Annotated in this window: 19 protein-coding genes; 13 read left to right on the top strand and 6 right to left on the bottom strand. The window is 70.8% G+C overall.

The genetic code is table 11. From position 1 onward, the window contains the following. Nucleotides 1-443: 443 nt before the first annotated feature. Both KXC43_RS32780 and KXC43_RS32775 read left to right on the top strand, forming a co-directional pair. Nucleotides 444-950 carry a DUF1990 domain-containing protein gene (locus KXC43_RS32780; RefSeq protein WP_221380075.1) on the top strand — a complete coding sequence of 169 codons (507 nt, stop codon included), beginning with the start codon at nucleotides 444-446 and terminating at the stop codon, nucleotides 948-950. A 142-nt stretch (nucleotides 951-1,092) separates the two neighbouring features. Then, on the top strand, nucleotides 1,093-1,926 hold the full coding sequence (locus KXC43_RS32775) for a PHP domain-containing protein (RefSeq protein WP_221380074.1): 834 nt from the start codon (nucleotides 1,093-1,095) through the stop codon (nucleotides 1,924-1,926). A 106-nt stretch (nucleotides 1,927-2,032) separates the two neighbouring features. Here the strand turns inward: KXC43_RS32775 and KXC43_RS32770 are convergent, their stop codons facing one another. Next, entirely contained in the window at nucleotides 2,033-4,240 is a 2,208-nt protein-coding gene (locus KXC43_RS32770; RefSeq protein WP_221380073.1) for an MMPL family transporter, read from the bottom strand. A 275-nt stretch (nucleotides 4,241-4,515) separates the two neighbouring features. Between KXC43_RS32770 and KXC43_RS32765 the strand changes: the two genes are divergently transcribed. The 6 genes from KXC43_RS32765 to KXC43_RS32735 all read left to right on the top strand — a co-directional run bounded on the left by KXC43_RS32765 (nucleotide 4,516) and on the right by KXC43_RS32735 (nucleotide 15,249). Continuing rightward, on the top strand, nucleotides 4,516-5,283 hold the full coding sequence (locus KXC43_RS32765) for a S1 family peptidase (protein ID WP_221380072.1): 768 nt from the start codon (nucleotides 4,516-4,518) through the stop codon (nucleotides 5,281-5,283). Nucleotides 5,284-5,431: 148 nt separating this feature from the next. Continuing rightward, complete coding sequence (locus KXC43_RS32760) at nucleotides 5,432-6,019, top strand: TetR/AcrR family transcriptional regulator (RefSeq protein ID WP_221380071.1); 588 nt, start codon at nucleotides 5,432-5,434, stop codon at nucleotides 6,017-6,019. A gap of 1 nt (nucleotide 6,020) precedes the next feature. Then, complete coding sequence (locus KXC43_RS32755) at nucleotides 6,021-8,195, top strand: MMPL family transporter (protein ID WP_221380070.1); 2,175 nt, start codon at nucleotides 6,021-6,023, stop codon at nucleotides 8,193-8,195. A gap of 114 nt (nucleotides 8,196-8,309) precedes the next feature. Beyond that, complete coding sequence (locus KXC43_RS52890; RefSeq protein ID WP_308129364.1) at nucleotides 8,310-9,383, top strand: Type 1 glutamine amidotransferase-like domain-containing protein; 1,074 nt, start codon at nucleotides 8,310-8,312, stop codon at nucleotides 9,381-9,383. A 193-nt stretch (nucleotides 9,384-9,576) separates the two neighbouring features. After that, a complete protein-coding gene (locus KXC43_RS32740; RefSeq protein ID WP_221380069.1) occupies nucleotides 9,577-14,361 on the top strand; it encodes a PDDEXK-like endonuclease domain-containing protein in 4,785 nt (1,594 codons plus the stop codon). Nucleotides 14,362-14,427: 66 nt separating this feature from the next. Further along, on the top strand, nucleotides 14,428-15,249 hold the full coding sequence (locus KXC43_RS32735) for an ATP-binding protein (protein ID WP_221380068.1): 822 nt from the start codon (nucleotides 14,428-14,430) through the stop codon (nucleotides 15,247-15,249). 4 nt (nucleotides 15,250-15,253) lie between these two features. On the opposite strand, the gene KXC43_RS32730 is transcribed toward KXC43_RS32735, so the two are convergent. Continuing rightward, nucleotides 15,254-16,690 carry an NAD(P)/FAD-dependent oxidoreductase gene (locus KXC43_RS32730; protein WP_221380067.1) on the bottom strand — a complete coding sequence of 479 codons (1,437 nt, stop codon included), beginning with the start codon at nucleotides 16,688-16,690 and terminating at the stop codon, nucleotides 15,254-15,256. Between the two features lie 225 nt (nucleotides 16,691-16,915). Then, nucleotides 16,916-17,278 carry a MerR family transcriptional regulator gene (locus tag KXC43_RS32725; protein WP_221380066.1) on the bottom strand — a complete coding sequence of 121 codons (363 nt, stop codon included), beginning with the start codon at nucleotides 17,276-17,278 and terminating at the stop codon, nucleotides 16,916-16,918. Between the two features lie 58 nt (nucleotides 17,279-17,336). Between KXC43_RS32725 and KXC43_RS32720 the strand changes: the two genes are divergently transcribed. Beyond that, a complete protein-coding gene (locus tag KXC43_RS32720; RefSeq protein WP_221380065.1) occupies nucleotides 17,337-18,047 on the top strand; it encodes an SDR family oxidoreductase in 711 nt (236 codons plus the stop codon). 99 nt (nucleotides 18,048-18,146) lie between these two features. On the opposite strand, the gene KXC43_RS32715 is transcribed toward KXC43_RS32720, so the two are convergent. Continuing rightward, nucleotides 18,147-18,620 (bottom strand): SRPBCC family protein, encoded by a 474-nt coding sequence (locus KXC43_RS32715; RefSeq protein ID WP_221380064.1) that lies wholly within the window; start codon nucleotides 18,618-18,620, stop codon nucleotides 18,147-18,149. Nucleotides 18,621-18,883: 263 nt separating this feature from the next. On the opposite strand from KXC43_RS32715, the gene KXC43_RS32710 reads away from it, so the two are divergent. Both KXC43_RS32710 and KXC43_RS32705 read left to right on the top strand, forming a co-directional pair. Further along, nucleotides 18,884-19,207, top strand: coding sequence for a DUF899 family protein (locus KXC43_RS32710; protein WP_308129371.1), 324 nt, complete (start codon nucleotides 18,884-18,886; stop codon nucleotides 19,205-19,207). Further along, complete coding sequence (locus tag KXC43_RS32705; protein WP_221380063.1) at nucleotides 19,129-19,899, top strand: hypothetical protein; 771 nt, start codon at nucleotides 19,129-19,131, stop codon at nucleotides 19,897-19,899. Before KXC43_RS32710 ends, KXC43_RS32705 begins: the two co-directional genes overlap by 79 nt. Before the next feature lie 5 nt (nucleotides 19,900-19,904). Here the strand turns inward: KXC43_RS32705 and KXC43_RS32700 are convergent, their stop codons facing one another. Continuing rightward, nucleotides 19,905-20,192: a DUF4287 domain-containing protein gene (locus KXC43_RS32700; protein WP_221380062.1), complete on the bottom strand. Its 288-nt coding sequence runs from the start codon at nucleotides 20,190-20,192 to the stop codon at nucleotides 19,905-19,907. A 202-nt stretch (nucleotides 20,193-20,394) separates the two neighbouring features. On the opposite strand from KXC43_RS32700, the gene KXC43_RS32695 reads away from it, so the two are divergent. Further along, a complete protein-coding gene (locus tag KXC43_RS32695) occupies nucleotides 20,395-20,799 on the top strand; it encodes a nitroreductase/quinone reductase family protein (protein WP_308129363.1) in 405 nt (134 codons plus the stop codon). 150 nt (nucleotides 20,800-20,949) lie between these two features. Here KXC43_RS32695 and KXC43_RS32690 read toward each other — a convergent pair whose 3' ends face one another. Continuing rightward, nucleotides 20,950-22,299 (bottom strand): FAD-dependent oxidoreductase, encoded by a 1,350-nt coding sequence (locus KXC43_RS32690; protein WP_221380060.1) that lies wholly within the window; start codon nucleotides 22,297-22,299, stop codon nucleotides 20,950-20,952. Between the two features lie 167 nt (nucleotides 22,300-22,466). Between KXC43_RS32690 and KXC43_RS32685 the strand changes: the two genes are divergently transcribed. Then, entirely contained in the window at nucleotides 22,467-23,087 is a 621-nt protein-coding gene (locus tag KXC43_RS32685; protein WP_221380059.1) for an HD domain-containing protein, read from the top strand. Nucleotides 23,088-23,098: the final 11 nt, after the last annotated feature.

Below are 23,098 nucleotides of genomic sequence, written 5' to 3'. Positions count from 1 at the left end.
ATCGGGGTTTGCGAACAGCGGCTTTCTTGCGCTGGGACGGACGGGGCCGAGGGTGGCCATGCATGGCTGGAAAGGCAGCTACGCCCTGCATGGTCACCCTCGGCCCCGTCCTTGCGTGGGATCACCTTGCGGCAGCGTCGTGGTTGGCGCTTCTCCGGTGCATGGCTGAGCTGGGGAACCCGCGCGGGTTCGGGGTCTGGCTTCCGCTCTGTGGACGGAGGCAGGACTTTCTCTCACCCGGGCGGGTCTGGGCGGTTGGTTGCGCGTTCGCACCGTGCCGGTTGCGCTTGTGGCACAGCGCCTGTCGCGATTCCGGTCTGGTACGTCCGGGAGATCTTGTCGGGTTGCCGGTGGAGGACCATGACCGGAGACGGTGGCGCGAGAGATGTCGCGGACGCGGTGAATGATGGGCTGCCGCGGTGGTGGGCTGTGATCATGAAGTGGTGCCGGAGCTGAGTTATGACGTTGTGGGCGCGACCCGGCCGGAGCGGGAGGTCTGGGACGAGCGGCCCGTCGGCTATCGGCGTTACGAGCGGACCGTCTGCGTCGGGCGGGGTGCGGCCGACTGGGCGAGGATCGGGGCCGGGGTCCTCGACTGGCAGGTGAAGACGCGTAGCGGGTTCGCCGTGAGTCCGGTCGGCGGCAGCGACTACCGGCTGACCGCCCGGGTGGGGCCGGTGACGGTGACCGAATCGATCCGGGTGATCGAGACGGTCGACCGAGCGGAACGGCGGGGTTTCTCGTACGGGACCCTGATCGGGCATCCGGTCAGCGGCGAGGAGGCCTTCGTCGCCCACCGGTCGGCCGACGGCCTGGTCTGGCTGACGATCCGGTCGCTGACCCGTCCCGCCGCCGGCGCCTGGCGGTGGGCCTTCCCGGCTCTGCTGGTCGCCCAGCGCGTGTACCGCCGCCGCTATCTGCGGTCGATGGGGCAATATTCGGCCCGCTGAATCTGGGCGCTTGTCGGGTGGTCGCGCAGCGCGCGTATCGCCAGCGCTGCCTGCGGTCCATGGGGCAACTCCGGGCCCGCTGAGTCGGGTGCGTGTCGTGTCGCCGGTTGGTGGGGAACAGGTGAGCGGGGGAGGTGCTCGGATGCTGCCGGCTGACAGTCATGTGCACAGCGAATGGTCGTGGGACACGAACATCGGGGACATGGAGGGGACCTGTGCGCGGGCCGTCGCGATCGGGGTGCCCGCGGTGGCCTTCACCGAGCACCTCGACCACGTCGTGTGGACGGCTGATCGGGGCACCCTGGAGGAGAGTCCGCATCTGGCCTCTTTCGCCGACGAGCGGGGGAGGGTGACTGCGCCGGCATTCGACGCTGCCGGGTATCTCGCGGCCGTGGAGCGCTGCCGGGATCGGTTTCCTGGGTTGCGCATTCTGAGTGGGCTCGAGATCGGGGAGCCGCATCTGCATGTCGAAGCAGTCGCGGACGTGCTGCGTGCGGGGCGGTTCGATCGGGTGCTCGGGTCGTTGCACGGGCTGCCGGTCGGGCCGGAGTTCTACGAGCCGCCGATGTTGTTCGAGCACTTCGGACGGGAGCGGGCGCTCCGGCTGTACCTGCAACGGGTTCCGGCGGTCGTCGCCGGGAGCGATGCGTTCGCTGTCTTCGCGCACATCGACTACCCGTTGCGGTTCTGGCCGGTCGGCGCTGTGCCGTTCAACCCTTTCGCGTACGAGGAGGAGTTCCGTCTCGCGCTGCGGGCCGTGGCCGACGGTGGCCGGGTGCTGGAGCTCAACTCCCGCGTGCCGCTGTGCCCCGAGGTTCTTCGCTGGTGGCGTGAGGAGGGTGGCACGGCTCTCTCGTTCGGCAGCGACGCCCACCATCCCGCGGGGCTCGCCGGCGGCTTTCGGGAGGCTGCCCACGCGGCTGAGGCGCACGGCTTCCGGCCCGGTCGTCGTCCCTGGGACTTCTGGACCAGCTGAAGCGGGCCGGCGCGGCGGTTGGCGGCCACCGCGCGAAGGATCGCCGGGACGCGACGGCGAGGAGGGGACGCCGTGTGGGCATCCCCTCCCGATGTGCCGTCCGGGGTCAGTGGCGGCCGACCAGTTCCGGTTCGGGAGCGGGCGGGGTCACGGCGGCCGAAGCGGCGTGGCGGCCCCGGGGACGCATGAAGCGGGGCGCCCACCAGTTGGCGTTGCCCAGCAGGGTCATGGCCGAGGGGAGCACCACGGCTCGGATGATCGTCGCGTCCAGGAGGATGGCGGCGGCCAGGCCGATGCCGAGCTGCTTCATGTCGATGGTGGACAGGGTGGCGAAGATCGAGAACACCGCGACCATCACCAGGGCGGCGCTGCTGACCGTGCCGGCGGAGCCGGTGATGCCTTCGGCCACGGCCTCGCGGGTCGGTACGCCGCGCAGCACGGCCTCGCGGATCCGGGAGACGACGAACACGTGGTAGTCCATCGACAGGCCGAACAGCACCACGAACAGGAACAGCGGCAGCCAGCTGACGATCGCGTCCATCGAGGTGAAGTTGAGCAGGTCGGGCGCCCAGCTGCCCTGGAAGACCAGGACCAGCAGGCCGTACGCGGCACCGACCGAGAGCAGGTTGAGCACGATCGAGGTCGCTGCCACCACGACCGAGCGGAACGTCCAGGCCATCATCAGGAACGTCAGCAGCAGCACGACCCCGGCCACGATCGGCAGGGTCCGCCAGATGTGCTTCGCGTAGTCCTCGTTGTTGGCGACGTCGCCGCCGACCGCGTAGTCCAGACCGCCCAGCGCGGCCGGAGCCAGGGTCGTCCGCAGCTCGTGCAGGGAATCGGCGGCCTCGTCGCTGCGGGAGGTGTACGGCGTCGACAGGTCGAGCACCGTCACCGTCTTGTCCGGGGAGACCTCGATGTCCGGGCCGGTCTGCTCCGGCGGCGCGAACAGGCGGTTGCCCTGGGTGCTCTCGGTGAGCTCGGTCAGCGCCGCCTTGACCTCGCCGGCCGACGCGGCGGGAGCCCGCACGGCGACGATGTGGGTGGTGCCGTTGCTCGGGTAGGCCGCGGTCAGCCGGTCGTACGCCTGCATGGCCGGCGTCGTGCGGGGCAGGTCTTCCGTACCGGGGAACTTGAGGTTCATGTTCAGCGCCGGGGCGGCCAGGGCCAGCAGTGCGAGCACGCTCACCAGCAGCGTGGCGGCGGGCCAGCGCAGCGCCGGGTGCAGGACCGCGCGCCAGAAGCGGGAGCCGTTGCCGGAGTTGCGGGCAGTCAGGCGCCACACGAACGGGACGCGCGGCCGGTCGACCCAGCGGCCCAGCTTGGCCAGGAGGGCGGGCAGCACGGTCAGCGAGCCGAGCACGGCCACCGTGACGACGAGGATCGAGCCGACCGCGAGCGACGAGAACGTGGAGTCCCCGGCCAGGAACAGCCCGGCCATCGCGATGACGACGGCCGTGCCGCTGACCACCACGGCGTGCCCGGAGGTCTCGGCGGCGATCTCGACCGCGTCGACGTGACCGCGGCCCTTCGCCCGTTCCTCGCGTTCCCGGCGTACGTAGAAGAGGGAGTAGTCGATGCCGACCGCCATGCCGATCAGCAGGATGACGCTGGAGGTGGCGTCGGTCGACGGGATCAGGTGTGAGGCCAGCGTCGAGAGGCCCATCGCGGCCGCCACCGACGAGAGCGCCAGCAGCACCGGCACGCCGGCGGCGATGAGCGCGCCGAACACCAGGATCAGGATGGCCAGCGTGACGGGCAGGCTGAGGATCTCGGCCCGCTTGAAGTCCTCGCCCAGGGTGTCGTCGAGGGCCTTGCCGATGGAGGGGCCGCCGACCTGTTCCACCCGCAGATCCGGGTGGGCCCGCTGCACCTCGGCGGTCGCCGCGCGGAGCGGCTCGACGCGGTCGGAGGCAGTCTCGGGGTCGCCGGCCATGGTGATGGACAAGAGCAGGGCCGAACCGTCGTTGGCCGGGACAGGCTTGCCGACCGAGGCGACGCCGGTGACCGTGCGTAGCTTGGTGGTGGCGTCGGCGGCGGCGCGCTGGGCGGCCGCGTTGTCGAGCTTGCCCGAGCGGGCAGTGATCAGGACGTTGTCCTCGGCGGGCTCATCGGCGAACCCGCCCTCCTCGATCATCACGTACGCGCGTCCGGCCTCACCGATCGCGTCGTCGGTAGCCGTGGCTTCCTTGAGCCCGGCAGCGTTGCCGCCCACGAAGCACACCGCCACGAAGACCACCCACAGCGCGATGGCGCGCCACGGATGTTCGGCGCTCCAGCGCGCCATGCGTACCGTCACCGGTCGCTTGCCCATCAGTTCCCCCAGCCCCAACCGTCCGACCGCCCCGCCCGCCAACCCTGAACGGACTGAAGGCCGCCTCTCCTGTGTCGAACCTGAAACTAGGCAGGTAGGGAGCTGGGAACATCCGGGCCGAACCCCGGTCGGACCCCGATGGGGAAAACCGCACCCCCAGGCCCGCGGGGCGTCGGTAAAGCCCCACAGGCCACCAAATGCCACCACGACACTCAGGGATCACCCGGGGTCTTCCCGGATTCGCCGGGGTTGATCGACGGGTCTAGGTTGTCCGAATGGGACAGAGAAAGAGATCGATTCTCGCCGCGGCCGGCGCCGTCGCCGTCGGGCTCCTCGGGTTCGCCGCCCCGGCGAACGCGATCGCCAACGGGGAGCAGGTCAAGCCGGGACGGTATGCCTTCTCGGTCAAGCTGACCATGACCGGCATCCCGACGGCCGACGGTGGCCGGCGCAACAGCGCCTGCTCCGGCGCACTCGTCGCACCACAGTGGGTGATCACGGCCGGGCACTGCTTCCGGGACGCGAACGGCGTCCGGGTCGAGCGCCCGGTGGCCGACTCGACGATCGCCACCGTCGGCCGCACCGACCTCACGAACACCGAGCGTGGTCACGAGGTCGAGATCGTCGCGGTCCGGCAGTCGGCGACGGCTGACGTGTCGCTGGCCAAACTGGCCGAACCGATCCGGGACGTGCGCCCGATCAAGGTGAGCCGTACGGCGCCCGAGGTGGGCGACCTCGTCCGGGTCACCGGCTACGGCTCGACCACGAGCACCAATCCGGCCCCGGTCACCTGGCTGCGCACCGGAAAGATGGAGGTGGCCGGGCTCACCGACACGGTGACCCAGCTGAGGGGCAACTCCCCCCAGGCGGACACGACCCCGTGCCCGTACGACTCGGGTGGCCCGTTCTTCCTCGAGCGCGGCAAGAGGGGCCCGGCGCTGGTCGCCGTGGTCAGCAACGGGCCGTCCTGCCCGCACACCCAGATCGAGAGTGCGGCCCGGGTCGACAACATCGCCAGTTGGATCAAGAGCACGGTGAGCTAGAACCCGAAGGGTTCGACGGCCGGTTGCGGGGAAACCCGTGGCCGGCCGTTTCGTTTGCGGTAGGCCAGAGACATGAGATCCACAATTGTGAGGACCGCCACGGTCGGCTACCGACCAGGTTGGTCCGTGACCGACTAGTGTGGTCCGCATGCCGCGGCCGACCAAGCAGCAGATAGACGACGAGATCCTCGAGGCCGCCGCCACGCTCTTCGCGCGGCACGGCTTCAAAGAGACGTCCATCCAGCGCATCGCGGACGCGGTGGGCTATTCGAAGACGGGCCTGTTGCACCGCTATCCGACCAAGGAGGCGTTGCAGCAGGCGGTGCTCGACCGCGTGCTGAGCGACATCCGCGAGATCGCCGGTCAGGTGGCTGACCAGCCGCCCGGGCCCGCCCGCGACCGCGCGGTCATCACGGCTGTCGCCCAGCTGGCCATGGACGGTCCCGGCACGGTCGCGCTGCTGCTCACCGGCCTCGCGGGCTCGGAGGAGAGCGAGTTCGGCGCGGCCATGGAACGCATCGGCGAGCCGGTCTTCGAGGCCTTCGCCGTCGACCCCGAGACCGACCCGCTGCGGGCCATCCGGGTCGTCGGGGCGCTGGGCGCCCTGGCCGTCGCCGGGGTCGCGCTGCGCGAGAAGCCGCTGGCCGTGACCCAGGACGACCTGATCGACGTCAGCTACGACGCTCTCGGCCACCGCAGTGCGGCCGGGTACGACACCGAGCGAGGGAACGACTGACATGGCAACGTTGCTGCATCGCCTCGGCCTGGGCGCCGTGCGCCACAAGGCCCTGGTCATGGTGGCCTGGCTGGTGGCCGTCATCGCGCTCGGCGCCGGCGCGGCCACCCTCTCGGGCACGATGGTCAACTCCTTCTCCATCCCGGGCCAGGAATCGACCAAGGCGCTCGACCTGATGGAGGAGCGGTTCGGCGCCGCCTCGGCCGGCGCCACGGCCCAGGTGGTGATGGAGGCGCCGGGCACCGGCAAGATCACCGACCAGGCCGGCGCGGCCCAGGTCGCCGCCGTCGTCGCCAAGCTGCAGAAGCTGCCCGGCGTGGTCGCGGCCAGCAACCCGCTCGACCCGAAGGCGCCCACCGTCTCGCAGGACCAGCGGGCCGCGTACAGCACGGTGACCTACGGCGTGCAGGCGTCCGAGATCACGGTCGAGGAGCGCGAGGCGCTGACCGCCGTGGTCGACGAGTCCCGCTCCGCGAACCTGGTCGTCGAGGCCCGCGGTGAGGCGACGCAGGAATCGGGCGCCGACATCGGCGGCGCCGGCGAGATCCTCGGTGTGGTCGTGGCCCTGGTGGTGCTGGCCATCACGTACGGCTCGCTGGTGCTGGCCGGCATGAACCTGCTGACCGCCCTGGCCGGCGTGGCCATCGGCGCGCTCGCCATCACCACGCTGAGCGGCTTCACCGAGCTCCAGTCGACCACCCCGATCCTGGCGGTGATGCTGGGCCTGGCCGTCGGCATCGACTACGCGCTGTTCATCGTCACCCGGTTCCGCCAGGAGCTGCGCCGCGGCCTGCCGGTGCCCGAGGCGGTCGCGCTCGCCGTCGGCACCGCCGGCTCAGCTGTGGTCACCGCCGGCCTGACCGTGGTGATCGCGCTGGCCGGCCTGAGCGTCGCCGGCATTCCCTTCCTCACCGAGATGGGCCTGGCCGCCGCGGCCACCATCGTCTTCGCCGTCCTGGTCGCGATCACGCTCGTGCCCGCCTTCCTGGGCGCGATCGGCATGCGGGCGCTCCCCAAGAAGGAGCGCGGCGGCGTTCAAAAGCAGAAGGACCGTGGCTTCTACCGCGGCTGGGCGCACATGGTGACCCACCAGCGGGTGCTGAGCCTGATCGTCGCGGTCGCCGCGCTGGCCGTCATCGCGATCCCGTTCTTCTCGATGCAGACGACGCTCATCCAGCGGGCGGCCGAGGGCAGCACGCAGGAGAAGGCCGACGCGATCATCAGCGAGCGCTTCGGTCCCGGCTTCGCCGGACCGCTGCTGGTCCTGGTCGATGGTTCCGGTTCCCCGGCGTATGCGGCCACGGTGCGGGAGAGGATTGCCGGACTCCAGGACGTGGCGTTCGTCGCCGAGCCCCAGGTGAACCCGGCGCAGAACGCGGCCCTGATCACGATCATCCCCGGCTCCGGGCCGGAGGACCAGGCCACGCTCGACCTCGTGCACGCCATCCGGGACGACGTGGCGGACGGCCCGGACGCGCAGGTCTACGTCACCGGGCAGACCGCGGTCAGCATCGACGTGTCCGAGAAGCTCGACCAGGCGCTGCCGATCTACCTGATTCTCGTCGTCGGCCTGGCCTTCGTGCTGCTGGTGCTGGTCTTCCGGTCGCTGCTGGTGCCGGTGGTGGGCGTTGTCGGCTTCCTGCTCACGATCGGCGCCGCGCTGGGCGCCACCACCGCCGTCTTCCAGTGGGGCTGGCTCAGCGACCTGGTCAACGCGCAGACCACCGGCCCGCTGCTGAGCCTGGCGCCGATCATCATCGTCGGCATCCTGTTCGGCCTGGCCATGGACTACCAGGTCTTCCTGGTGTCGCGGATGCATGAGGCCCACGCCCACGGCGCCCGGCCGATGGACGCGGTGGTCACCGGCTTCAAGCAGGCGGCCCCGGTGGTCGTGGCGGCGGCGACGATCATGTTCTCGGTCTTCGCCGGCTTCGTACCCGAGGGCAACGACACGATCAAGCCGATCGCTTTCGCCCTGGCCATCGGCATCCTGTTCGACGCCATCGTGGTCCGCATGGTGATCGTGCCGGCGGCGATCGCGCTGCTCGGCAAGTCGGCGTGGTGGCTGCCGCGCTGGTTGTCGTGGCTCCCGGTCGTGGATGTCGAGGGTGCAGCCCTGGAACGGCACGCCCCTGAGCAGCCCCGCGACGTCGAGGAGCCCGCGCACGCCGCCTGAGCCACCGAAGCGCCGCCCAGGTCTGCACCCGGCCTCATCGGGAGCAGATTTGGGCGGCGGTCAGTGGTAGCCTTCCGAAACCACTTGCGTTTCGCAATCGGTTCTGGGGGGACGATGAAGCTGCTTCTCACGTCGGCCGGCGTCAGCAACGCGAGCATCCGCGAGGCGCTGCTCGGCCTGCTGGGCAGGCCGATCGCCGAGGCCACCGCCCTCTGCATCCCCACCGGCATGTACGGGCACCCGTGGGTCAAGCCGTCGGGCGCGTGGGAGTTCATCGCCGGCCGGTCCGGGCAGCCGATGACCGAGCTGGGCTGGAAGTCGATGGGCGTGCTCGAGCTGTCCGCGCTGCCCAGCATCGACCGCGACCGCTGGATGTCCTGGGTCGAACAGGCCGACGTGCTGCTGGTCGCCGGCGGCGACGCCCTCTACACGGCCCACTGGATGCGCGAGTCCGGCCTGGCCGCCCTGCTGCCCTCGCTGAGCGACAAGGTGTGGCTCAGCTTCAGCGGCGGCAGCATGGCGATGACTCCGCGCATCGGCGACGACTTCATCGGCTGGAGGCCGCCGTCCGGCGCCGACGAAGCCCTGGGGGTCGTCGGCTTTTCGATCTTCCCGCACGTCGGCCATCCCGACCTGTCGGAGAACACCATGGCCGCGGCCGGACGCTGGGCGGCCGCCCTGCCCAACCCGGCCTACGCCATCGACGACGACACCGCGATCCGGGTCGTCGACGGCGCAGTCGACGTCATCACCGAGGGCCACTGGAAGCTGTTCGCCCCCACCGTCCCGGCCGGCGGCCTTCCGGTGCTGGAGCTCGCCGCCCCCGGCCCGCTGCGCGACTCCGGCGTCGCCGCCGTCCTCGACGGCACCAAGACGGCGATGACCGGCCTGCCCGCCCTCCACGATTCCCTGCCCGCGGCCGGCGACCGCTTCTGTGTGGTCGATTCGAACGGCGAGCCCGCCGCCGTCATCGAGATGACCCGCGTCGTTACCGAACCGTTCGGCTCCATCACCGACGCCTACGCCCACGCCGAAGGCCGCGGCTACGCCGACACCGCCGCCTGGCGAACCGCGCACGAAGAGTTCTTTCGCAGTGACATCGTCACCGGCTTCCTCGGCCACACCCCCGACCTCGCCGACGACACCCCGGTCCTCACCCAGCGCTTCGTCCTGGTCGGCCGCGCCTAGGTCCGCCATGGGAGCTGCCGAACGCCAGGGGTCAGGAAACCGACCCGGGGGATGCCCCGCTGACGTTCTCGTGGGGCGGGAAGGCCCCTGCGACGTGTTTCAAACCGCCGGCAAGACCGTTATGCCGCAAATATCCTGAAGCAGGTAGCCCAATCCCCAGCGTGACCGGCGTCCGTCTTGCTGAAATTGAGGCATGTGGCCGGATCATGAAGCGGATTCAAGCGAGCTCCCCGGTGCCGACGTCCGGTCGGCCCTGGAGAGCTGGCGTTCCGGCCTGGTCGATCTGACCGGCACCAACCCGCTCCTGAACTTCGCCCGCGCCTCCTCGGGCTCGATCGAGATCACCGGCCCGTCGCCCAAGGCGATCGTGAAGGTGCTGCAGGAGGGCGGCGGCTACGCCTTCCACGACGAGGGCGACTCGCTGGGCCACGTGCTACGCACCGAGTTGCCCGAGGAGCAGCTGGGCGCCCTGCTGCACCACTTCTGGCGCCGCAGCCGCCTCGAGTTCCTCGACCGGGGGGTGTCGCCGCTCTATCTGGGCGTGGGGATGCTGCACTGGTCGGACGACGACGGGACCCCGTACGAAAGCCCGATCCTGCTCGTGCCGGTGCAGATCGAGGCGGCGGGCCCGCGGCTGGTCGCGCGGCCCGAGGACCCGATCGTCAACCCGGCGCTGGTCGTGCGGATGGGCGAGCTCGACATCGACATCCCCGAGATCAACTCGCTGGCCGAGCTCGACGTGACCGTGCTGTGGGCGAAGGTCGACGTGGCCATCGGCGAGCGGCGCGGGTGGTACGCCGACGAGACGGTCACCCTGTCCTGCCTCAGCGTGCACCGCGAGGACATGTACTACGACCTCTACGAGAACGAGCCGCACATCGTCGAGCACCCGGTCGTCCGGGCGCTGGCCACGCGGGACGCCGATCGCGCGTTCGTCTTCGAGCCCACGCCGGTCGAGCGCATCGACGTCGTCGCGCCGCCCGAGGACGTGCCGCTGATCCTGGACGCCGACGCCTCGCAGCGGGTGGCGGTCGCGGCCGCGGTGGCCGGGCGCAGCTTCGTGCTCGACGGGCCACCCGGCACGGGCAAGTCGCAGACCATCGCCAACATGGTGGGCGGGCTCCTGCACGCCGGCAAGCGGGTGCTGGTCGTCTCGGAGAAGGCCGCCGCGCTCGACACCGTGCAGCGCCGGCTCACCGATGCCGGTCTCGGCAACTACCTGCTCGGCCTGCACAGCAACCTGGTCGGGCGCCGGGAGGTGGCGAACGCGCTGGCCACGGCGCTGGACACCGACCCCGTGCCGCTGGCGACCATGGATCCGATCGACCGCCGGGCGGTCCGCGAGAGGCGGGAGACCCTCACCGCGTACGCCGAAGCTCTGAACCGCGTGCGGCAGCCGCTCGGCCGCAGCCTGTTCGAGGTGCTCGGCCTCAGCGCCCGGCTGCTCGACGTGCCGGCCGCTCCGGTCGCCACCATCGCGCCGCAGGAGCTCACCGGCGACGCGCTGTACCGGCTGCGGGACGCGGTGGCCCGGCTCGGACGGGTGCGCAGTGAGACGTACGTGTGGAAGCACGCGACCGACCGCGAGCCGCTCGACGCCCGCCTGCGCCAGGCCATGACCGCGCTCGGCAAGCTGGCCGAGACGGTGATCGCCAACTCGACCCTGGCCGACGCCTTCGACCTGCACGAGCCGTCCGGCGCCGCCCGGCTGGCCGCGCTGTCGGCGCACGCGGGCAAGCGTCCTCCGAAGGTCGAGGAGGACTGGATGACCGTCGACAGCATCCAGCCCGTGCAGAAGGCGGCCACCGACCTCACCCATCACCTGGCCGCCCTGCGCTACGGCGGCATCCCGTGGGCCGAGCTGCCGTCGGCCGACGATCTCGCGGCCGTGCCCGACCTCTCGCACCTGGTGCCCGAGGCGATCGACCTGGCGCCGCTGAACGCCGCGCAGGCGGATCACCTGGCCAACAAGTTCGCCGAGGAGGCCGACCGGCTCGAGGGCCGGCAGGAGAGCCTGGACCGGGTCACCGCCCGGCTCGGGCTGCCCAACGTGGTCACGTTCGCCGACTCGGCGCGGGTCATCACCATCGCCGACCTGATCAACCGGGAGCACAAGCCCGAGCCGGCCTGGTTCGAGACCGGGGGCATGCCGGCGGCGCACGCGGCGGTCCGCGCGCTGCGTCTCGCCATCGAGCGCGTACGCGAAACCGAGGCCCAGGCGCGCCGGCACTTCGACGAGGGGGTGCTCGAGGAGCCGATCACCGAGGTGGCCGACCGCCTCACCCGCAACCGCGGCCCCCGTAAGCTGCTGCGCCCCTACCGGCGGGACAAGCAGAAGGCCGTCGAGGCGGCGCTGCCCGATGTGAAGCCGGCCGAGGCGGTGGCCAACGTCGAGGACGCGGCCGCCTGGAAGCTGGCGGTCGACGAGCTCAGGGAGGTCGAGGCCGAGCACGCCGAGCAGCTGGGCCGGCACTGGAAGGGCATGGACACCGACTTCCACGCCATCCAGGAGGCGATGCACACCGCCGACGAGGTGATCCGCGAGGTGCCGGCCGACGCGCTGCCCGCGGTGACCGTGCATGTCTGCGCGCCCCGGCCCAACAGCGCCCTGCTGCGGATCGTCAGCGAGGCCCGCGACGAGTTCACCCGCTTCCGCACCACGCTGCGCCCGGCACCGGCCCGTGCGCCCCGGCCCGAACTGGGCGAGGGCGCCATCGCCGACGCGGTCACCTGGCTGCGCGCGCACATCGCCCCGCTGCACGCCGCGGCCGAGATGATCCGGTCGTACAGCGCGCCCACCGGCCGCGACCTGACGCTGGCCGAGACCAAGGAGATCGCCGAGCAGCGGCGGGCGGCCACCGAGGCCGAGGAGGCGATCTGGGCCGAGGCCGCGGCGCACGCGGCCGTGCTGGGCGCGGTCTACCGGGGCGCCAAGACCGACGACGAGGCGATGAACGAGGTCGTCGCGTGGACGGTGCACGCCCGCCGGCTGATGACCGGCGAGGACGCGGCGATGACGCCCGAGCAGGCCCACGCGCTGATGACGGCCCAGCCGACCGAGGGGCTGGGCGCGGCCGTGGCCGGCTGGGAGACAGCGCGGGCCCAGGTGCTGGACGCGTTCGGCCCGGCCCGGCACGACGAGCTGATCGAGCGGCTGGGCGACTACGACAACGCCCGGGACCTGCTGGTCGAGCTGCTGCACGACCCCGAGGGGCAGCACGAGTGGTTCCGCCACGAGGACGCCCGGCGGGTGCTGGTCGAGCACGGCCTGGACGACGCGCTGGAGTTCTGCGCGGAAGAGGAGATCCCGGTCGAGCAGGTGTGGCCGGTGCTCGAACGGGCGCTGTTGCGGGGCTGGGCCGACGCTGTCATCCGGGACGACCCCGGCCTGCAGCCGGTCTCGGCCGAGGACCGTACGCACCTGGTCGAGGTCTACCGGCTGCTGGACCGCGAGCTGGGCGGGGCGGCGCTGGCCGACATCGTCTACGCGGTCGAGGCGCGGCGGCCGTCGGCCTCGGCCGGCGGCGAGCCCGGCGTGATCCGGCGCGAGGGCAACAAGCAGTCCGGCCACCTGCCCGTGCAGGAACTGCTGGCCCAGGCCCGGCACGCGGTTCAGGGGCTCAAGCCGTGCCTGCTGATGTCACCGCTGGCGGTCAGCCGCTACCTGCCGCCCGAGATGGAGTTCGACACCGTCATCTTCGACGAGGCGTCCCAGGTCACCACGGCCGACGCGATCAACTGCATCTACCGCGGCGAGGCGCTGGTGGTCGTGGGTGACGACCGGCAGCTGCCGCCGACCTCCTTCTACGACCGCGTCGAGGACGACGTCGTCGACCTCCCGTCGATCCTCGACCTGGCCCGCGAGACGTTCCCGATCCTGCACCTGGGCTGGCACCACCGCAGCCGGCACGAGGCGCTGTTCGCGTTCGCCGACCTCGCCTACTACCACGGCCGCCTGGTCACGCTGACCCGCAGCTATCCGCAGGAGCCCGACCACGGCGTCGAGATGTTCCTGGTGGACGGCGTCTACCGGCGGCAGACCACGTCGGACAACCCGATCGAGGCGGACGCGGTGGCCGAGCGCGTGCTGCACCACTACGCCACCCGGCCCGGAAAGACGCTGGGCGTGGTCACGCTCTCGGTGGCGCAGGCGGACGCGGTCGACGAGGCGGTGCGCCGGGCGATGGCCGAGCGCCCCGACCTCGAGCACCACCTGGAGGACGGGAACCGGCTCACCGGCTTCTTCTGCAAGAGCCTGGAGGCCGTGCAGGGCGACGTGCGCGACGTCATCCTGCTGTCGATCGGGTACGGCTACGACGAGAACGACAAGATCAGTACGAACTTCGGGGCGCTCAACCGGCCGCAGGGCTGGCGCCGGCTCAACGTCGCCATCACCCGGGCCCGGCAACGCGTCGAAGTGATCTCGTCGATCCGTTCCGGCGATGTGCCCGACATGGGCAACGAGAGCGTCCGGCATCTCAAGGCCTATCTGGAGTACGCCGAGAGGGCCGCGGCCACCCTGGGCCGGGAGAGCGACGACCGTGACGACGTGACGCCGTTCGAGGACGCCGTGCTCTCCGCCGTGACGTCGTGGGGTTATTCCGTACGCCGGCGGGTCGGCGCCGCCGGGCACTGGATCGACCTCGCGGTGCTGCACCCCGACCAGGACGACGACGTGTTCGCCATCGGCATCGAGTTCGACGGCCCGGACTACCAGGCGATCCCGTCCACCCGCGACCGCGACCGCCTGCGCGACGAGGAACTGCGCGCCCTGGGCTGGCACATGCACCGGATCTGGTCGGTGGCCTGGTATCAGAACCCGGCCGAGGAACAGAACCGTCTCCGCGCCGCGATCGACCGGGCGCTGGCCGACCCGGTCGGCGTCGACCAGCTGGCCGTGCCGGAGTGGCCGCCCTACCGGGCGATCTCGGGGGAGCTGCTGCCGCCGGGGACCCGTCTCGCGACTCCGAACGAGTAAGCACTTAAGGGTGAATCGCCGATATTCGCGCATGGTGATCTCTTCGGTGGGTAGCCGTGGCCGCTCATGGAGACTTCTCGTTGGCCGGGCATGGGATCGCGCCACGTGTCCGGCCGCCATGCTTCCCGCGACTTCGGCAGCGTGCTCGTCACCGCGGACACGGACACCGCCGTCACGGTCGTCACCGTGTGCGGGGTCTGGGGGATCGGCTTACGCCGGGACACCTTCGTGGCCGTCCGCAAGGCGCTGGGCCAACACCCGGCGGCGCTCATCCTCGACCTGTGCGAGCTCGACGACCGGCACGCGGCGGGCGCGTCGACCTGGCTGACCGTGTCGCGGGTGGCGGCCGCGATGGAGCCGCCGGTCCGGGTGGCGGCCTGCCTCCCGCCGCGGGCAGCGCTCAACGCGCGGCTCGTGCGGATGGGGGCGTCGTACTTCCTGCCGCTCTTCAGCGATCTGGCCGGGGCGACAGCGGCGGTCGCGGCCGGCGGGCCCGTCGCCGACCGGCTGCGCCTCTCGTTGCCGCCGCACCCGGACGCCCCGGCGCTGGCCCGCAACCTGGTCACCGACGCGTGCGGGGTGTGGAACCTGCCCGAGGTGCTGTATCCCGCCCGCCAGGTCATGAGCGAACTGGCCGGCAACGCGGTGGAGCACGCGCGCACACCGATCGGTGTGTTCGTGATACGCCGGGGCGTCGGCGTCCACCTGACGGTCTGCGACGGCGACCCGCGCCTGCCCCAGTTGATCGACCAGACGCGGCAGCCGCCGGGCCACCTGTGGGAGATGCGTGGCCAGGGGCTGCGCATCGTTCAGGCGGTCGCGACGGCGTGGGGCGCGTTGCCGACCCGCGAGGGCAAGATGGTCTGGGCGACCGTTCACCCCCGCTGAGTCGTTATTTCCCGGCGGTTGCCTTCTCGGCGTACGTCGTCGGTTCGGACGGGTGCTTGCCGGTGGGCACCGGGCCGGCCGCCTTGAGCGCCTCGGCCTCCTCAGCCGCACGTACGAGCTGGTAGGGGTCGCCGTACTCCTTCATGGCCCGCCGGGCGAAGGCCTGCTGCTCGGTCGCGACCCGCTCGGAACGGCCGCGGCCCAGGAAACTGACCGCCCAGTGCACCACCGTCGTGAACCTGTTCTTGAAGCCGACCAGGTAGAAGACGTGCACGACCAGCCACATCACCCAGGCGAAGAAGCCGGACAGCCGGAACCTGCCGACGCTGGCCACCGCGGAGAACCGCGAGATCGTGGCCATGCTGCCCTTGTCGAAGTACTTGAACGGCTTCGGCTCGGGCTTGCGGCGCAGCCGGCGCTCGATGACGTCGGCCGCGTACTTGCCGCCCTGGATCGCGACCTGGGCCACACCCGGCAGCGGACGCCCGTCGGGGCCGGCCAGGTTCATCATGTCGCCCAGCGCGAAGATCTCGGGGTGACCGGGGACCGTGAGGTCGGGGTTGACCATGATGCGGCCCGCCCGGTCGGTCTCGGCGCCGGCGGCCTCGGCCACGTGCCGGGCCAGCGCCGGAGCCTGGACGCCGGCCGCCCACACCTTCGTCATCGAGGGGATGCGCTGGTGACCGCGCTCGCTCTCGACCTCGATGCCGGTCAGGTCGACGTCGACCACCTTGGTGTTGAGCTCGACCTCGACGCCCATCAGGTGCAGCTGGCGCAGGGCCCGGGTGGAGAGGTGGTCGCCGAAGGTGTTGAGCACCGCCCCGACCGCGTCGACCAGGATGATGCGCGCCTTGCGGGGGTCGATGTGCTTGTACTGCCCCGGCAGATTGCGGTGGGCGAGCTCGGCGATCTGGCCGGCCATCTCGACCCCGGTCGGGCCGGCGCCGACCACCACGAAGGTGAGCCAGCGCTCCTGCGCCGCGGGATCGGTCTGCAGGTCGGCGATCTCGAACGCGCCGAAGATGCGGGCCCGCAGCTCGAGAGCGTCGTCGATGCTCTTCATGCCGGGCGCGTACTCGCTGAACTTGTCGTTGCCGAAGTACGACTGCGAGGCGCCCGCGGCGACGATCAGGGTGTCGTACTCGACCGTGTAGTCGATGCTCGGCCCGTGCACGGAGACGACCTTCTTCTCCGTGTCGACGTGCTGAGCCCAGCCGAGCTTGACGTCGACGTTGTCCTGCCGCTTGAGCACCTCACGAATGGGCGGGGCGATCTCGCCCTCGGACAGAACGCCGGTGGCCACCTGATAGAGCAGAGGCTGGAACAGGTGGTACGCCGTGCCGTTGATGAGTGTGATGTCGACCGGTGCGTTGCGCAGCGCCCTGATCGCGAACAGACCCCCGAAGCCGGCGCCGATCACTGCCACCCGATGCCGCTGCATTACCACTCCCTCGGTGCTCGGTGTCTCATTAAGTAGAGCACCCTGACCAGGCCAAGTATGCCGTGAGTATCGACACTGTGGAGGCACGGCGGGCAAGCCGCGCAGTGCCTCCGGCGGCATACTTGCCCACCCGGACCAGGGGAAAACCCCATCATGCCGCACCGGGCAGCGGTTGGTGTGTGTTCGGTGGGGCAGATCGCCGCGCAGGGCAGCGCGGGCTCACGCTCATACGTAGTCGCACTGCGGGTTCGGTCCCGACGTCACGTCGATGATGTCGTTGAGCCTGTCCCGGGCCAGGGTCAGCTCGGCGATCTGGGCGTTGATCCGGTCCCGCTCCGCGGCCAGCCGTGCCCGCGACTCCGGCGTGCTCACCTTGGCGTCCACGCACGGCATGAGCTCCGCAATTGTCTTGCTGGACAGCCCCGCGCCGTACAACTGCTGAATGAGCCGCACCCGGTTGACCGCCGCGTCCGCATAGTGTCGCTGCCCGCTTCCACTTCGTGTCGGAGCCAGCAGACCCTGCTCCTCGTAGTACCGCAGCGCCCGCACACTCACCCGTGTTCTGGTCGCCAGGTCCCCGATCCGCACAGTGACCAACCTCGCAATACTTGCTTCTGACGTCAACGTTAGGTTTTAGCGTAGCGGCATGCAGATCAACGGCTCAAAAGCTCTCGTGACCGGCGCCAACCGCGGCCTCGGCAAGGCCTTCGCCGAGGCCCTCGTCGCCCGCGGCGCCACCACCGTCTACGCCACAGCTCGCAACCCCGAGCGCATCGACATCCCGGGCGTTGTGCCCCTGCGGCTGGACATCACCGACGCGGCGTCCATCGAGGCTGCGGCAGCCGAGGTGGGCGAGCTCGACATCCTGATCAACAACGCCGGCATCTCCACGGACGCCCCGCTCCTGGGCCCGTCGACGGACAACATCCGCCGCGAGTTCGACACCAACTTCTGGGGCACGCTCAACGTCATCCGCGCCTTCGCCCCCCGGCTGGCCGGTGGCGCCGTCCTCAACGTCATCTCGGCGTTGAGCTGGTACGCCTTCGCCCCCAGCAGCAACGGCTACGCCGCCTCCAAGGCCGCGGAATGGTCCCTCACCAACGGCATCAGGCTCGAGTTGGCGGACCAGAAGACTCAGGTCACCGCCCTGGCGCTGGCGATTGCCGACACCGACATGATGGCCGCCTACGACATTCCCAAGCTTCCGCCCAGCGAAGTGATCGCCCAGGCTCTGGACGGTTTGGAGGCGGGCAAGCTCGAAGTGATCGCCGACGCTCCCACCGCCAACGTCAAGGCGTCTCTCTCCCGCGATCCCGCCCTCTTCTACGCTGACATCCCCGCCGCCCTGTTCAGCTGATAACGCGTCTATGGCCGACGGCGGTCCTACAGCTACCCGTCTGCTCGACCTGCGAACGGGCCCGTTGCCGCCGTCGGCCATCCGCTTGTTCCGGCTTCGTCAGCGGAATTGACGCTCCACGTCCCGTGCCATCGCTCGCAGGGTCGCGCCGAAGCCGATCCGGCCGGCGAAAGACAGCAACGGCCCGGCGAATCGGGTGACCCGGTGAGGAGTCACGGTCACGTCCTCGTCCCACTCGACCCGGCACCGGCCCCCGGGCAACGGCACCACCGAGAACCCGGCCCGGCCGGCCACCACCCGGCCCCGCTTGACCACGTCGCAGCGCCCCGGCCGATCACCCGGCGCGTTCCCACCCGGCGGCTGCCACAACTCCACCGTCATCGGGTCGTCGAACGCCAGCGGACCGATCCCCGTCCGGGCGACGAACTCCGCGCCGACACCGTCGGGCCGGGATGTCGTCACCCGCACAACCGTCAGCGGCGCCCAGTCGCCGTGCCGAGGCCAGTCCACCATCGCGGCCCACACCGAGTCGGCCGGCGCACGCACCTGCTGGGTGACGGTGAATTGGGCCATACGGCGACTCCTGTGCTCGGATGAGGCTGGAGGTCAGCCGGTGGTGCCCGGCCGGCCGCCACAAGCAAAACACGCGCGCCGGACCCGCTTTCACCAACCGTACGCAATGTCCGCCTCAGACGGCCGGGTCGCGCGAGCGCCGGTATGTCGAAAACCGGCCGCCTCCTTCGACCTCGGTGTGAATCCGACACGAGGAGGCAGTCTTGTCCACGCCACCGATCACCGATCGCGAAACCTGGCAGAAGCAGCTCGACGAGCTCCGGGTGCGGGAGAAGGCGCACACCCGTGACGGCGACGCCATCGCCGCGGCGCGGCGGCGGCTGCCGATGGTCGAGGTCGACCCGTCCACGCCGTTGACGGGAGTGGACGGGCCGGTTCCACTGATCGACGTCTTCGAGGGCCGCACGCAGCTGTTCGCGTCGTACCACATGTGGCACACCGGCCGGTCCGCCGCCGATCAGTGTGAGGGCACGTCCGGCTCGACTGGGCCACTGCCTCGGCTCTCACAGTGCTCCCGGGGGAGACGCCCACGCTCGTGCTCGTCGCCTCGGCCGGCATCGACGTCACGTACTCGGTCGACGGTGTGACGGCCGCCGCCACACCCGGTTTCGAGCCCGTCCGGCTGCCCGGACTCGACCTGCTGGTGCTGCCGGCGTCGGCCGCCGACTCGGTCTGGGTCGATTCCCGGCGACGGCTCCTGCTCTCCGGCGACGAGTTGCGCTGGAGCGCCGACGGCCGGGTCGAAGCGGTGGCCGTCGGCACGCCCTCGGTGCGGGTGTACGAGGCGGGCAGGTTCGTGCCACTGCCGTTGCTCCCCGGCGGCACGGGCTTCTCGACGCCCGTCACCTTCGACCAGGTGCGCCCGCCCGGCGCGACGGTCCCGGTCTCGTACGGCAAATTCGACGGTCGCCAGTCGGCCCCCGCCCCCGAGACCTTCGACGAGCTGGCGGCCGTCTACCGCATCGCGATCCCACCCACCGCCCTCGACGCCTTCCTGCACATCGACTGGGCAGGCGACGTGGGCGAGCTCCGCATCGACGGCCGCACCGCCACCGACCGCTTCTGGGACGGCTCAACCTGGACGGTCAACCTGCGCGACGCCGGCTGGCGCCCTGGCGCGGAGGTGACGCTGCACCTGCTGCCCCTGGCCGCCGGCTCGACGGTGTCGCTCCCCGCGGAGGCCCGCGAGCGCCTGCTGTCCGTCGACGGCCAACTGCTCGACCTGGCCGCAGTCCAGCTGGTGACCCGTTGCAGCTTCCACGAGAGGACCGATTCCTAGGCGGCTCAGGGGCGGTTGTCGACGCCGTCGAGCCACAGGGTGTCCGACTCGTCGCGATGGGACCCGGACGTGCCGACGTGCTTGTCGCCGATCTTGGGGCCGTTCTTGATCACGTGGACGAGTGCCATGGCGTGGCCCCGGCCGAGGCTGTAGTCCTCCTTCAGCCACTCGACGATCTGGCCGGCCTTGGTCGACGGCTCGTCGAGGCCACGCTCGTGGGCCAGTGCCATGAACTGGCGAGGGGTCAGTCCGGTCTTCGCCTCGATGTTGTCGAGGTATGCCTGGAAGCTCATCGTGGTCGCCTTCCGCTTCGGTGTTCGTGCCTGGCATGTCCTCAGACCGGCACCGACAAGAAAAGTCATCGGCGCGCTCAGGTGACGCGGGTCACGATGCGCACGGTAGCCACATTGCGACCCGCGGTTACCGTGGTCGGGTATGCCGGGTGAGAAGAAAGTTCGGGTTCCGCCCCGATGGGTGGAGCGAGCAGCGTGGGCCGTGCATCGGGCGATCCTGCGGGTCAGCGGTGGCCGGCTGGGGCTGAGGCGGCCGCGGCCCGGCAAGTGGGGGTCGCTGCGGCTGACGACCGTGGGGCGGCTCAGCGGGCAGGAGCGCCAGGTGATTCTCGCGTACTTCGAGGACGGGTCCGACCTGGTCCTGTTGTCCATGAACGGGTGGCACGAGGGGCATCCGGCCTGGTGGCTCAACCTGCGGGAGGCGCCCGAGGCGACCGTCGAGCTGGGCGGAAGCGGCCGGGCGGTGCGCGCGCGGGCGGCCGAGGGGCAGGAACGGGCGCGGCTCTGGGATCGCTGGCGCACGTTCGACAAGGACCTCGACGCGTACGCGTCCCTGCGGTCGACCGAAGCGGTGGTCGTCGTGCTCGAGCCCCGGCCGGTCGTCTAGCGGGTGCCGGCGGGAGCCCACGCCGGCGCCCGCCGTCAGCAATGTCCCACCATTATCGATGTAGGACAATAAAGGCTGCTTGCAGGATTGTTGCAGCCGGCCTCGCAGGCCTCCGTCAATCCGGATGGGCCGGCGAGGCCGGAGCCGTTCTCAGCGGCCGCTGCTGATGTCGATCATCTCCTGGCGCGGGACGACCTTGATCCGCTTGCGGCCGTGCGGGCTGCCCAGGCCCACCTCGTGCTCGTCGAGGCGCTTCCAGCCGGACCACGTGGTGTACGCGAGACCGCGCCGGTCGAGGTGGCCGAGCACGTCCGCCGGGTCGCGGTGGACCGCCGCCGGCAGCGCGTCGACGTCGGCCAGCAGGCTGGTGATCGTCTCGTTGGCGTCCTTCTTCGTGTGGCCGATCAGACCGACCGGGCCCCGCTTGATCCAGCCGGTCGCGTACAGGCCGGGAACGTGCTCGCCGTCGAGGTCGAGCACGCGGCCGGCGTCGTGCGGGACCGTGCCGGTGGCGTGGTCGAACGGCAGGTCGGCGATCGGGCGGCTCAGGTAGCCGATGGCCCGGTAGACGGCCTGCACGTCCCAGTCGGTGAACTCGCCGGTGCCACGTACCGTGCCGTCGCCGGTGAGCTCCTGCGTCTCGGTGCGCAGCCCGGTCACGCCGCCGGCGCCGCCCAGGATCTCGGCCGGGGCCTGCAGGAAGTGCAGGTGCAGCCGGCGCGGGCGGTCCCGGGGGTCGCGGGCACACCAGTTCTGCAGGACGTCGACGCACATCTTGAGCGAGCGCCTGGCCCGGATGGCGGCCAGGCTGCCCTCGTCGAACTCCATGCCCTCGGGGTGCACGATCACCTCGACGTTGGGCGACTCGTCGAGCTCGCGCAGCTCCATCGGCGTGAATTTGACCTGGCCCGGGCCGCGGCGCGAGAACAGGTGCACGTCGGTCACCGGGCTGGCCAGCAGCCCCTGGTGCACGTTGTGCGGGATCTCGGTCTCGAGCAGCTCGTCGGCCGTCTTGGCGAGGATGCGGGCCACGTCGACGGCGACGTTCCCGGCCCCCAGCACGGCCACCTTCGTCGCGGTCAGAGGCCATTCCCGGGGTACGTCGGGGTGACCGTCGTACCACGACACGAAGTCGGCCGCGCCGTAGCTGCCCGGCAGGTCGATCCCGGGAATGTCGAGATCCCGGTCCTTGTCGGCGCCGGTGGCGAGCACGACGGCATCGTAGAACGGGGCGAGTTCCTCGGGCTTGACGTCGACGCCGTAGTCGACGTTGCCGATGAACCGGATACGTGGATCCTCCAGCACGTTGTGCAGCGCCGTGATGATCTCTTTGATGCGGGGGTGGTCCGGCGCGACGCCGTACCGGATGAGACCGTACGGCGTGGGAAGCCGGTCGAAGATGTCAACGCTGGCGGCCGGGGCCGCCTTGGTCAGAATGTCAGCCGCGTAGATGCCGGCCGGGCCCGCACCGACGACGGCGACCCTCAGGGCGCGATCCATGTATGTGTTTCCTCAGGCCTCTCGTGACTGGCCTCCAAACCTAAAACTTCAACCCCACTTCAAGTCAACGCAAGATCACGAGACCCCTGTCACAGACTGTCCGGTTCTGTGGGGTCCTCGTCCGCACGAGCGGGGCGTGAGCCCTTTCCACCGACCAGGCTGGGTGCATGACGGAGAACATCGCGGGGATCGAGATACCGGACACCAGGCTGGGCCGCGAGACCACCGACCTCGTCCGTGACTGCGCCGACCAGGTGCTGTTCGACCACTCGCGCCGGGTCTTCCTGTTCGGCAGCCTCAAGGGCCGGCAGCGGGGGCTCCGAGCCGACCCGGAACTGGTCTACGTGGGGGCGATGTTCCAGGATCTGGGCCTGACGCCCCGCCGCCGCCGAACCGATCAGCGCTTCGAGGTCGACGGGGCTGATCCGGCCCGGGACTTCCTGCTCGACCACGGCCGGACGGCGGGAGAGGCGCGAGCCGTGTGGCTGGCGATCGCCCTGCACACCACGCCCGGGATCGTGGAGCACCTCGAGCCGGAGGTTGCGCTGGTGACGCCGGGGGTGGAGACCGACGTGCTCGGGTTGGCCCTGGACGAGATCAGCGAGCGCGACCGGGCGGCGGTCGTAGCCGCACACCCGCGGCCGGACTTCAAGGAACAGATCCTGCGACGGTTCGCCGACGGCATGAAGGACCGGCGCCGGCTACCGGCTCGAAGTGCGGTCCCCGGACGGCAACGACGTCGCCGCCTCGACCGGGATGCCGGTCGCGGTGTCCGGCGCCGCCGATGAGGCGGACCCCC

Origin of the sequence: Paractinoplanes polyasparticus (assembly GCF_019710575.1) — a bacterium.
Taxonomy (GTDB): Bacteria; Actinomycetota; Actinomycetes; order Mycobacteriales; family Micromonosporaceae; genus Actinoplanes; species Actinoplanes polyasparticus.
Note: the sequence above shows the minus strand (reverse complement) of the source record. Positions and strands in the feature narration are given on the sequence as shown.